Source organism: Kluyvera cryocrescens NBRC 102467, assembly GCF_001571285.1.
GTDB classification, from domain to species: Bacteria; Pseudomonadota; Gammaproteobacteria; order Enterobacterales; family Enterobacteriaceae; genus Kluyvera; species Kluyvera cryocrescens.
Window position 1 is genome coordinate 153,534 of record NZ_BCTM01000003.1, and the last position, 12,022, is coordinate 165,555.

Sequence of the window (12,022 nt, forward strand, 5' to 3'; positions counted from 1 at the left end):
AGGGGGCTTCGGTTTTTGACATTGATTTGACGCAAATAAAATAGGGGTAATGCTGTTAGTTTTGGCCGCGAAGTTCACCTGATAATGAGGAAAACAATGGACGTCAGCCGCAGAAAGTTTTTTAAAATCTGCGCGGGCGGTATGGCAGGAACGACAGCAGCGGCGCTGGGCTTTGCCCCAAAAATAGCGCTGGCTCAGGCGCGTAATTTCAAATTACTGCGCGCCAAAGAAGTTCGTAATACCTGTACATACTGCTCCGTGGGTTGTGGGCTATTAATGTATAGCCTGGGCGATGGGGCAAAAAATACCCGTGAAGCCATTTACCATATTGAAGGCGACCCGGATCATCCAGTAAGCCGTGGCGCACTGTGTCCTAAAGGGGCGGGTCTGCTGGACTACGTGAACAGCGAAAGCCGCCTGCGCTACCCGGAATATCGCGCACCTGGCTCAGATAAATGGCAGCGCATTTCGTGGAATGAAGCCTTCGATCGCATCGCAAAATTAATGAAGGCCGACCGCGACGCCAACTTTATTGAGAAGAACGAGCAGGGCGTGACGGTTAACCGCTGGCTCTCCACCGGGATGCTGTGTGCCTCGGCGGCAAGTAATGAGACCGGCATGCTGACGCAGAAGTTTGTGCGCTCGCTGGGCATGCTGGCGGTAGACAACCAGGCGCGCGTCTGACACGGACCAACGGTAGCAAGTCTTGCTCCAACATTTGGTCGCGGTGCGATGACCAACCACTGGGTTGATATCAAAAATGCCAACGTCGTGATGGTGATGGGCGGTAACGCCGCTGAAGCCCATCCAGTGGGATTCCGCTGGGCGATGGAAGCGAAGAATAATAACGATGCGACGCTTATCGTTGTCGACCCGCGCTTTACGCGTACGGCGTCGGTGGCCGATATCTATGCGCCGATTCGTTCCGGTACCGACATTACCTTCCTGTCGGGCGTCCTGCTGTATCTTATCGAAAACAATAAGATCAATGCCGAATACGTGAAGCATTACACCAACGCCAGCCTGCTGGTACGCGATGACTTTACCTTCGAAGACGGCCTGTTCAGCGGTTACGATGCCGATAAACGTCAGTACGACAAATCTTCGTGGAACTATCAGTTCGACGAAAACGGCTATGCCAAACGCGATGAAACCCTGACGCATCCGCGCTGCGTGTGGAACCTGCTGAAAACGCACGTTTCCCGCTATACGCCAGACGTGGTGGAAAACATCTGCGGTACGCCGAAAGCGGACTTCCTGAAAGTGTGTGACGTGCTGGCTTCCACCAGTGCCGCTGACCGTACCACCACCTTCCTGTATGCGCTGGGCTGGACTCAGCATACCGTCGGTGCGCAGAACATCCGCACCATGGCGATGATTCAGCTGCTGCTGGGAAATATGGGTATGGCTGGCGGCGGCGTGAACGCGCTGCGCGGGCACTCCAACATTCAGGGTTTAACCGACTTAGGCCTGCTGTCGACCAGCCTGCCGGGCTATCTGACGCTGCCGTCGGATAAGCAGACCGACCTGCAAACTTATCTGGCCGCCAACACGCCGAAAGCGACGCTGGCCGATCAGGTGAACTATTGGAGCAACTATCCGAAGTTCTACGTCAGCCTGATGAAATCGTTCTATGGCGATGCTGCAAGTAAAGATAACGACTGGGGCTTTAACTGGTTGCCGAAATGGGATCAGGCCTACGACGTTATCAAGTACTTCAACATGATGGATAACGGCAAGGTCACTGGTTATATCTGCCAGGGCTTTAACCCGGTCGCGTCGTTCCCGGATAAGAACAAGGTGGTTCGCAGCTTAAGTAAGCTGAAATACATGGTGGTTATCGATCCGCTGGTTACCGAAACCTCGACGTTCTGGCAGAACCACGGCGAATCGAACGATGTCGATCCATCGACGATCCAGACCGAAGTCTTCCGTCTGCCGTCAACCTGTTTTGCCGAAGAAGATGGCTCGATTGCCAACTCTGGCCGCTGGCTGCAATGGCACTGGAAAGGTCAGGATGCTCCGGGCGAAGCGCGTAACGACGGCGAGATTCTGGCCGGCATTTACCACCGTCTGCGCGAGATGTACCGCGAAGAAGGCGGTAAGGGCGTTGAACCGCTGCTGAGTATGGGCTGGCATTACAAACAGCCGGATCATCCGGAATCCGAAGAGGTGGCCAAAGAGAACAACGGCTACGCGCTGGCGGATATCTACGATGCGAACGGCGTACTGGTGGCGAAAAAAGGTCAGTTGCTCAATAGTTTCGCGCTGCTGCGTGATGACGGGACAACCTCATCCTCGTGCTGGATTTACGCCGGTAGCTGGACCGAGCAGGGTAACCAGATGGCTAACCGCGATAACTCTGACCCATCGGGGCTGGGCAATACGCTGGGTTGGGCATGGGCGTGGCCGCTGAACCGTCGCGTGCTGTATAACCGCGCCTCTGCGGATGTGAACGGCAAGCCGTGGGATCCAAAACGGATGCTGATCAAGTGGAACGGGAGCAAATGGACGGGGAACGATATCCCGGACTTTAATACCGCGCCTCCGGGCAGCGCGACGATGCCGTTTATCATGCAGCCGGAAGGCCTCGGCCGTTTGTTTGCCATCGATAAGCTGGCGGAAGGGCCGTTCCCGGAACACTACGAGCCGATGGAAACGCCGCTGGGTACCAACCCGCTGCACCCGAACGTTATTTCAAGCCCGGTTGTGCGTCTGTATGAACAGGATGCGGTGCGCCTCGGTAAGAAAGATAAGTTCCCGTACGTGGGAACTACCTATCGTCTGACCGAGCATTTCCATACCTGGACCAAGCATGCGCGTCTGAATGCGATTGCGCAGCCGGAACAGTTCGTGGAAATCAGCGAAGGGCTGGCAAAAGCCAAAGGGATTGCCAATGGTGACAAGGTGACGGTCAGCAGCCAGCGCGGTTTTATTCGCGCAGTGGCGGTAGTGACTCGTCGTTTGCAAACGCTCAACGTCAACGGCCAGCAGGTGGAAACCGTCGGGATCCCGCTGCACTGGGGCTACGAAGGCGCGGCACGTAAGGGCTATATCGCCAATACCCTGACGCCTAACGTCGGCGATTCCAACTCGCAAACGCCGGAGTACAAGGCGTTCCTGGTTAACATCGAGAAAGCGTAAGGAGCGTTTATATGGCGATGGAAACACAAGACATTATCAAACGCTCTGCAACCAATTCGATGACTCCCGCGCCTCGCGCGCGGGACTACAAAGAAGAAGTCGCCAAGCTGATTGATGTCTCTTCCTGCGTGGGCTGTAAAGCCTGCCAGGTGGCCTGCTCTGAATGGAATGATATCCGTGACGAGGTAGGGCATTGCGTGGGGGTTTACGATAACCCGGCCGATCTGAGCGCCAAGTCCTGGACGGTGATGCGTTTTAGCGAAACCGAACAGAACGGTAAGCTGGAGTGGCTGATTCGTAAAGACGGCTGTATGCACTGTGAGGATCCGGGCTGTCTGAAAGCTTGTCCATCGGCCGGTGCGATCATCCAGTACGCCAATGGGATCGTCGATTTCCAGCAGGATAATTGTATCGGCTGCGGTTACTGCATCGCCGGGTGTCCGTTTAATATTCCGCGCCTCAACAAAGAGGATAACCGCGTTTATAAATGCACCCTGTGCGTAGACCGCGTTAGCGTCGGTCAGGAACCGGCCTGTGTGAAAACCTGTCCAACCGGCGCGATTCATTTCGGCACCAAGAAAGAGATGCTGGATGTGGCGCAGGAGCGCGTGGATAAGCTCAAAAAACGCGGCTACCCGCAGGCGGGGATTTACAATCCGCAGGGCGTGGGTGGGACGCACGTGATGTATGTTCTGCATCACGCGGACCAGCCGGAGCTGTATCACAAGCTACCGAAAGAACCGTCGATTGATACCAGTATCAATCTGTGGAAAGGGGCGCTGAAACCGCTGTCTGCCGCTGGATTTATCGCCACCTTTGCCGGGCTTATTTATCACTACATTGGTATTGGCCCGAACAAAGAAGTGGATGATGACGAGGAGGAAGATGGCCATGAGTAAGTCGAAAATGATTGTGCGCACGAAGTTTATCGATCGTGCCTGTCACTGGACGGTAGTGATTTGCTTCTTCCTGGTGGCGGTCTCAGGAATTTCCTTCTTCTTCCCAACGCTGCAGTGGCTGACCGAAACCTTCGGTACACCGCAGATGGGGCGTATTCTGCACCCGTTCTTTGGCGTGCTGATTTTCGTCGTGCTGATGTTTATGTTCGCCCGCTTTGTGCATCACAACATTCCGGATAAGCAGGATATTCCGTGGGTGTTGGGCATTGTTGAAGTGCTGAAAGGCAACGAGCATAAGGTCGCGCGGGTTGGGAAATATAACGCCGGGCAGAAGATGATGTTCTGGACCATCATGAGCATGATTTTTGTGCTGCTGGTGAGCGGGGTGATTATCTGGCGTCCGTACTTCGCACAGTACTTCCCGATTCAGGTCGTGCGCTATGCGCTGCTGATTCATGCTACCACGGCCATCATTCTGATCCATGCGATCCTAATCCATATGTACATGGCATTTTGGGTAAAAGGCTCGATTAAAGGGATGATTGAAGGTAAGGTCAGCCGTCGCTGGGCGCAGAAGCACCATCCGCGCTGGTATCGCGACGTAGAGCGTCTTGAAGCGCAGAAAGAGAATTCGGAAGGGCTGAAGTAAGTTCTCTTTCTCGATAACCGAGAGCGGTTTGATGTTCCCGTTACGGGGGCGTTGAACCGCTCTTTTTTGTATTTGTAAGAAGTGAAAGTTTGCTATTGGTGAGCAGTGTATCAAGCGCCGCAATGACGCTTGATCGGCGTCGGTATAAGCTACGGACAAACACGTGAGCCAACCTTTACCGCAGTATGAATCAATTGCGCTGTTTTCATGGATAATCCCGCCGTTGGGCGATTTTGACTGGTCTGTGCTCAGCGAATGGTCAATAATGCCGTCCCGCAAAGGCAACATAAACAAGTGATTAGAGGGATGAAAAAAACAATTTTCGCACTGGCGCTGGGTACTTTTGGTCTGGGGATGGCCGAATTTGGCATTATGGGCGTTCTGCCAGAACTGGCGCGCGATGTGGGGATTTCGATCCCGGCGGCCGGCAACATGATCTCGTGGTATGCCTTTGGCGTGGTGATTGGCGCGCCGATCATTGCGCTGTTTTCTACGCGCTTCTCTCTGAAATCCATCATGCTGCTGTTGGCCGCGCTCTGTGTGCTGGGCAACGTTGTGTTCACCGTCTCTTCAAGCTATCTCATGCTGGCGATTGGCCGACTGATTTCGGGTTTTCCGCACGGGGCCTTTTTTGGTGTTGGCGCCATTATTCTGTCGAAGATCGCGCCGCCGGGTAGGGTGACTGCGGCTGTGGCGGGGATGATTGCCGGGATGACGGTGGCCAATTTGGTCGGGGTGCCGGCTGGAACGTGGCTAGGCCATCAGTTTAGCTGGCGCTATACGTTTCTGGCGATTGCGCTGTTTGACGCCGCGGTGCTGGTGGCGATCATTGCCTGGGTGCCGACCCTGTTTGACAAATCCGATGCTCGTCTGCGCGAGCAGTTTCATTTCCTGAAAAGCCCGGCGCCGTGGCTGATTTTTGCCGCCACCATGTTCGGTAACGCCGGGGTGTTCGCGTGGTTTAGCTATATCAAGCCGTTTATGATGAACGTCTCCGGATTTTCCGAAGGGGCCATCATGTTCATCATGATGCTGGCAGGGCTCGGGATGGTGCTCGGCAATATTCTCAGCGGTAAACTCTCTGGCCGCTACAGTCCGCTGCGGATTGCGGCCACCACCGATGGTGTGATTGTCGCGGCGCTGCTGCTGATTTTCCTGCTCGGTGGGATGAAGATTGCTTCGCTGACGCTGGCGTTTATCTGCTGTGCTGGGCTTTTTGCGCTGTCGGCACCGCTGCAAATTTTGCTGCTGCAAAATGCGAAGGGCGGTGAAATGCTCGGGGCGGCGGGGGGACAGATTGCTTTTAACCTCGGGAGCGCGATTGGCGCGTTCTTTGGTGGTCTGATGATTACGCTGAATTTTGGCTGGAATACCGTGGCTCTGCCGGCTGCGGCGCTGTCATTCCTGGCGATGACCTCATTACTGATTTATGCGCGCTATCAGCAACGTCAGCTTGTATTGGCTGCTGGTGGTTGAAGACAGAAAAAGCCTCTCCCGGCAGGGAGAGGCTCAGAACATTAATGGCGTAAATCAATCACCATACGGCCACGGATCTGGCCTTGTTCCATCTCTTTAAAGATAGCGTTGATGTCTTCCAGCGGACGCATCGTGACTTTCGGCACGACTTTGCCTTCAGCAGCAAACTGGAACGCTTCGGTCAGGTCCTGGCGGGTACCCACGAGCGAACCCACCACTTCAATGCCATCCAGTACCAGACGCGGAATATCCAGGCTCATGGATTCCGGCGGCAGGCCAACGGCAACCACGCGGCCACCGGCGCGAACGGCGTCAACGGCAGAGTTAAATGCGGCTTTCGCCACAGCGGTTACCACAGCAGCGTGGGCGCCACCGGTTTTTTCCTGCACGATTTTCGCGGCATCTTCACTACGGGAATTGATCACCAGATCGGCACCCATCTCTTGCGCCAGCTTCAGCTGTGCATCGTTCACGTCCAGGGCGATGACTTTGGCATTGAAGACGTTTTTCGCGTACTGCAGCGCCAGGTTGCCCAGGCCGCCGAGGCCGTAGATGGCAATCCATTGGCCGGGTTTGATGTTGGAGATTTTCACCGCTTTATAGGTGGTCACGCCCGCGCAGGTGATGCTGCTGGCCGCGGCGGAGTCGAGGCCATCCGGGACTTTCACTGAATAATCTGCGGTCACGATGCACTCTTCAGCCATCCCGCCATCGGCAGTGTAGCCGGCATTGATAACCGAGCGGCACAGGGTTTCGTTGCCGCTGTTACAGTATTCGCAGTGGCCGCAGCCCTGGAAGAACCATGCCACGCTGGCACGGTCGCCAACTTTCAACGAGGTTACGCCTGGGCCGACTTCCTTAACGATGCCGACGCCTTCGTGGCCGAGGATAACCCCGGTCTTATCACCGAAATCGCCGTTTTTCACGTGCAGGTCGGTGTGACAGACACCACAACACTCCATTTTTAACAGGGCTTCACCGTGCTGCAGAGGGCGCAGTTTTTTATCGGTAACGTTGACCTGATGATCGTGAGTGACTACAGCAGCCTTCATAACCTTACTCCTGGTTTATATGTATTTGATAATAATACTCATTAATGAATAGTCATTAACACTGAAATTGCAAGGCGGGAAGGGTGAAGAATCTGGTGGTTTTTCAGTTCTCTAGTGTTAAGCGTTCATAAAAGTGCCATTAAATGGTCATCTTCCGTTCAACTGCAAACTCTACCGTGTCGTTCTTATTTCTGATAACAATAGAGCGACAACACAATGCATCTGGTAAAAACAATCCTCGCGGTAAGCCTGGCCTTCTCGGCCACTGTTCAGGCCCATAACGTACTTGAGTTCCCGCAGCCGGAGAATAATCCGGAAGAGTTTTATGCGGTCACCGAAATTCCGGCAGGTGGGATCATCAAATATGAAACCGACGCCAAAACCGGGTTTATTATTGCAGACCGTTTTCAGTCTATGCCGGTGGCCTATCCGGCAAACTACGGCTCATTGACCCAGTCGCTGGCCGGTGATGGCGACCCGCTGGACGTGGTGTTTTATACCCGTGCGCCGATGGCACCCGGTACGTTGATAAAACTGCGGGCGATTGGCGTGCTGAAAATGGTCGACGGGGGTGAAAAAGATGACAAAATCATCGCTGTGCCGGCGAGTAAAATTGACCCAACCTATGATGAAATCAAGAACATCAGTGACTTGCCGAAAATAGAGCAGGAGCGTCTGGAAGCCTTTTTCCGCGTTTATAAGCAGCTACCCGCCGGGCGCAAAAGCGTAGAACTTAGCGGTTTCAACGATGCCGCTGCGGCAAAACAGGAAATCAAACAGGCCTGGGATGCGTGGAAAGAAAAACACCCGCAACCACAGCTTTAAGAAATAGCCCGGCGTTTGTTATCTACAGCCGGGCTATTGTGCAGTGATAATCACAACCGCTATCCATTATGGAAACCCGATTCCCCGGATAGCGGTTGTTTAGCGGAGCGCTAGCCTAATTGCTGATTAATCTGAGCGATCTCCTCCTGCCACTGTTGCTGCAACTGCGGCTTTTGATGCTTCGGTTTTCGCGCCAAATCTTGCGCAAGTCGCTGTTCCAGCATGACGAGCCGTTCCAGCAGTTCGTCATCATCCGTCGCTATTTGTGGTGTTTCTGTTACCGCCTGGCGTCCTGCTTCAGGGCGGTCGTGGTTCCGGATTTGCGCATACACGGCATCGGCATCCGGCCACTCGCTGAGCCCACTGTCATCAATCAGCCAAAAACGGTTACAGCTTTGGCTAATCAACTGGCGGTCGTGGCTCACCAGCAGCAACCCGCCGGGATATTCTTCTAGCGTCTTTGCCAGCGCTTCTTTACCTTCCATATCCAGATGGTTGGTCGGTTCATCAAGCAATAACAGGCTATAACGAGCAAGTGAAAGCCCGACAAACAGCAAGCGTGAACGCTCACCACCGCTAAGCGTATTCACTTTTTGCCCGTGTCTCGCCCAACCAAAACCGGCGGAAATGAGCGCCCGTTTACGGATTTCCGTTGACGGGGAAAAACCCTCGAGTGCGTCAAGCAGGGTATCGTTATCAGCCAACTGATGCAGCGTTTGGTCGTAATAGCCCGCATGCAGTCGCGGGTGGAGACGTAATCCGGCGTCCGGAACGGGTTGTTGCAGCTGTTGCCATAACAACCGCAGCAAAGAGGATTTCCCGCCGCCATTGCGGCCCATAATCGCCACCCGATCGCCGCTTTGCAGACGCGCCACACCGGTGGTGAAAAGCGGCGGCAGGCCCGGAGCCGGGGGTACCGCTAATTGATCCAGTTCGAGCAGTCTGTCCGCACGCAGCGCGTCACCCTGCATTGCCAACGTCCACGGCGTACCGTTGGTCAGCTCAGTTTGGTTCTCTTTTAATCGCGTGACCTGTTTTTCCATCTGCTTGGCTTTACGCGAGAGATCTTCGTTGTCGTACACCCGTCCCCAGGTGGCCAGCCGTTTGGCACTGGCGGTGACGCGGTCGATCTCCTTTTGCTCGGCTTTATGACGCAGCGCGTCGCTTTCGTCCTGTGCGACTAACGCCTGACGAGCCGCGGTGCAGGGCAGAGCGAAGGTGTGTAGACTGCTATCGCGTAGGATCCAACTGGTATTGGTCACGGCGTCCAGCAGTGGATTGTCATGCGAGACCAGGACAAAACTGCCGTTCCAGCTATTCAGGAAGCTTTCCAGCCACAGAAGCGTCGGCAGATCGAGGTGGTTACCGGGCTCATCCAGAAGCAGCAGGTCCGGCTGTAATATTAGCGCGCGGGCTAACAGCAAGCGCGTGTGCTGGCCGCCGCTAAGGGTTGAGGCCGTTTGCCCAATCTCATCAACGATAAATCCCATCTCCAGTAATAGTCGTTCGGCCTGCCAGCGCTGACTCGCACGCGCAGCGGTTGGCAATTGCGCCAGTACCGCCTCGATAAGCGGCTGCGTTAACAGCGCCGAAGGTAAATGCTGTTCCACACGCGCCATCAGACAATGACTGGCGAGTGAAACCTGGCCCGAAGAGGGGGCGATCGTGCCGTCAAGGACCTGCAGCAGAGTACTTTTTCCGCAGCCGTTGTAGCCAATCAGGCCAATACGGTCGCCTTTTTTCAGGGTAAAGGAGAGTTGGGTGAAAAGAGGGCCGAATGCCGTCTCAACGTGAAGAGATTGTGCCGTTAGTAATGTGCTCATTTGCTTACTCAAGAGTTACAGGCATGAAAATGCCTCGTCAAACATCGCTGACGATAACCTGGTAAGCCCGAGGGAAGGGATTAAGTGTCGGTGTCTTCGCTCAAGCCGAAGTTATCGCAGCACGATATCGATAACGCTTGAGCTGGTGCGATCACCAAGAGTATGTGAAATATTAAAATTTTCACAATACTGCATAATTAGCCTCCTTATTTCATGGTCAGGTTGCAAAGTGAAAAGAGTGTAGCGTGGTGATTAACATTCCGCCAGTGAATAAATCATTAGTTACAACATACATTATAATGATCATCAATAAGCAGGTCTGGAACAACGTGCAAAATAGGGTTGAGTAGCCCTGTGAAGTGCCAGTTACGGACAAACCACAGGGCTTTGGCAGGATTAAATCGAGGTTCGACGATAGCTACGGTATTCCGGCTGCCAGAAGTTTTCATCAATGGCTTCTTGCAGCGCATCTGCAGAGGTATTGGTCGCTACCCCCTGCTGTTGCGCCATTTTGCCAACGGCAAAAGCAATCGCGCGGGAAACCTTGTGAATATCCTTCAGCTCCGGCAGCACCAGACCTTCACCGGTGTTGGCCAGCGGGGAGTGTTTCGCCAACGTTTCACTGGCTGACATTAGCATTTCATCGGTGATACGAGACGCGCCGGAGGCAATCACACCCAAACCAATGCCAGGGAAGATGTAGGAGTTATTGCACTGTGCAATCGGATAGACCGTGTCTTTCCAGACGACTGGCGCAAACGGGCTGCCGGTCGCAACCAGCGCCTGACCGTCTGTCCAACTGATGATGTCCTGCGGTGTCGCCTCTACGCGAGATGTCGGGTTCGACAGCGGCATAACGATAGGGCGTGGGCAATGGGCATGCATTTCACGAATAATCTCTTCGGTGAAGAGCCCGGTCTGGCCAGAAACACCGATCAGGATATCGGGTTTCGCATTGCGAATGACATCCAGCAGGGAGATTTCGTCATTCTCATGCGTCCAGTCCTGAATTTTTTCCTGCTTCTGAGCCAGTTTAGTCTGGAAAGCGAGGAGGTTCGGCATCTGGTCGGTCAGCAAGCCGAAACGGTCGACCATAAAGACGCGGCCGCGTGCCTGTTCTTCGCTCAATCCTTCGCGCTGCATCTGCAAGACGATCTGTTCGGCGATACCACAACCGGCCGAACCGGCCCCGAGGAAGACAATTTTTTGTTCGCTAAGCTGGCTGCCTGCGGCGCGGCTAGCGGCAATCAGCGTACCCACCGTAACGGCTGCCGTGCCTTGAATATCATCGTTAAAGCAGCAGATTTCGTCGCGATAGCGATTCAGCAGCGGCATCGCGTTTTTCTGTGCGAAGTCTTCAAACTGTAACAGCACGTTCGGCCAGCGGTGTTTTACCGCCTGGATGAAGTCATCAACAAACTGATAGTACTCGTCATCGCTAATACGCGGGTTACGACATCCCATATACAGCGGGTCGTTCAGCAGTTGCTGATTATTGGTGCCGACATCGAGAACCACCGGCAGAGTATACGCCGGACTAATACCACCACAGGCGGTGTACAGCGACAGTTTCCCGATAGGAATCCCCATGCCGCCAATGCCCTGGTCGCCCAGGCCGAGAATGCGTTCACCGTCGGTCACCACAATGACTTTGATGTTATGGTTTGGCACGTTTTGCAGAATATCGTCCATATTGTGACGATTCTGATACGAGATGAAGACGCCGCGCGCGCGACGGTAGATCTCGGAGAAACGCTCGCAGGCTGCGCCAACGGTCGGGGTATAGATGACCGGCATCATCTCATCAAGATGATTTTCTACCAGTCGGTAGAACAACGTTTCGTTGGTGTCCTGAATATTGCGCAGGTAGATATGTTTATCGATCTCAGTTTTAAATCCCTGATACTGGATCCAGGCGCGCTCGGCCTGTTCTTCAATTGTTTCAACCACTTCAGGCAATAGCCCGAGCAGATTGAAATTGCTGCGTTCTTCCATGCTGAACGCACTGCCTTTATTAAGCAGAGGAAATTCCAACAGAACCGGCCCCGCATAGGGGATATAAAGGGAACGATTTTTATTACCTGATAACATCTTACGTAACTCCGTTGTCTTCATTCCAGACCCCGCGATGGGCTGGCAGAAACTGCAGCGCGC

Annotated in this window: 8 protein-coding genes; 5 read left to right on the top strand and 3 right to left on the bottom strand. The window is 54.1% G+C overall.

Annotation, left to right across the window (positions count from 1 at the left end; genetic code table 11):
* The first annotated feature begins 96 nt into the window (after positions 1 to 96).
* The 4 genes from fdnG (at position 97) to araJ (ending at position 6,168) form a co-directional block, all read left to right on the top strand.
* Complete coding sequence (fdnG, locus tag KCR01S_RS03330) at positions 97 to 3,144, top strand: formate dehydrogenase-N subunit alpha (RefSeq protein ID WP_156478735.1); 3,048 nt, start codon at positions 97 to 99, stop codon at positions 3,142 to 3,144.
* Positions 3,145 to 3,155: 11 nt separating this feature from the next.
* Positions 3,156 to 4,043 carry a formate dehydrogenase subunit beta gene (gene fdxH / locus KCR01S_RS03335; RefSeq protein ID WP_061279738.1) on the top strand — a complete coding sequence of 296 codons (888 nt, stop codon included), beginning with the start codon at positions 3,156 to 3,158 and terminating at the stop codon, positions 4,041 to 4,043.
* Positions 4,036 to 4,692 (top strand): formate dehydrogenase-N subunit gamma, encoded by a 657-nt coding sequence (fdnI, locus tag KCR01S_RS03340; RefSeq protein ID WP_061279739.1) that lies wholly within the window; start codon positions 4,036 to 4,038, stop codon positions 4,690 to 4,692. The genes fdxH and fdnI overlap by 8 nt, the downstream gene beginning before the upstream one ends.
* Positions 4,693 to 4,998: 306 nt before the next feature.
* Positions 4,999 to 6,168, top strand: coding sequence for an MFS transporter AraJ (araJ, locus tag KCR01S_RS03345; RefSeq protein WP_061279740.1), 1,170 nt, complete (start codon positions 4,999 to 5,001; stop codon positions 6,166 to 6,168).
* Between the two features lie 41 nt (positions 6,169 to 6,209).
* Here araJ and adhP read toward each other — a convergent pair whose 3' ends face one another.
* Complete coding sequence (gene adhP, locus KCR01S_RS03350; protein WP_061279741.1) at positions 6,210 to 7,220, bottom strand: alcohol dehydrogenase AdhP; 1,011 nt, start codon at positions 7,218 to 7,220, stop codon at positions 6,210 to 6,212.
* Between the two features lie 216 nt (positions 7,221 to 7,436).
* On the opposite strand from adhP, the gene KCR01S_RS03355 reads away from it, so the two are divergent.
* Entirely contained in the window at positions 7,437 to 8,045 is a 609-nt protein-coding gene (locus tag KCR01S_RS03355; protein ID WP_061279742.1) for an inorganic diphosphatase, read from the top strand.
* Between the two features lie 110 nt (positions 8,046 to 8,155).
* Here the strand turns inward: KCR01S_RS03355 and KCR01S_RS03360 are convergent, their stop codons facing one another.
* Positions 8,156 to 9,868, bottom strand: a complete 1,713-nt coding sequence (locus tag KCR01S_RS03360; RefSeq protein ID WP_061279743.1) for an ATP-binding cassette domain-containing protein — start codon at positions 9,866 to 9,868, stop codon at positions 8,156 to 8,158.
* A 396-nt stretch (positions 9,869 to 10,264) separates the two neighbouring features.
* Entirely contained in the window at positions 10,265 to 11,959 is a 1,695-nt protein-coding gene (locus tag KCR01S_RS03365; RefSeq protein ID WP_061279744.1) for an NAD-dependent malic enzyme, read from the bottom strand.
* Between the last annotated feature and the right edge of the window lie 63 nt (positions 11,960 to 12,022).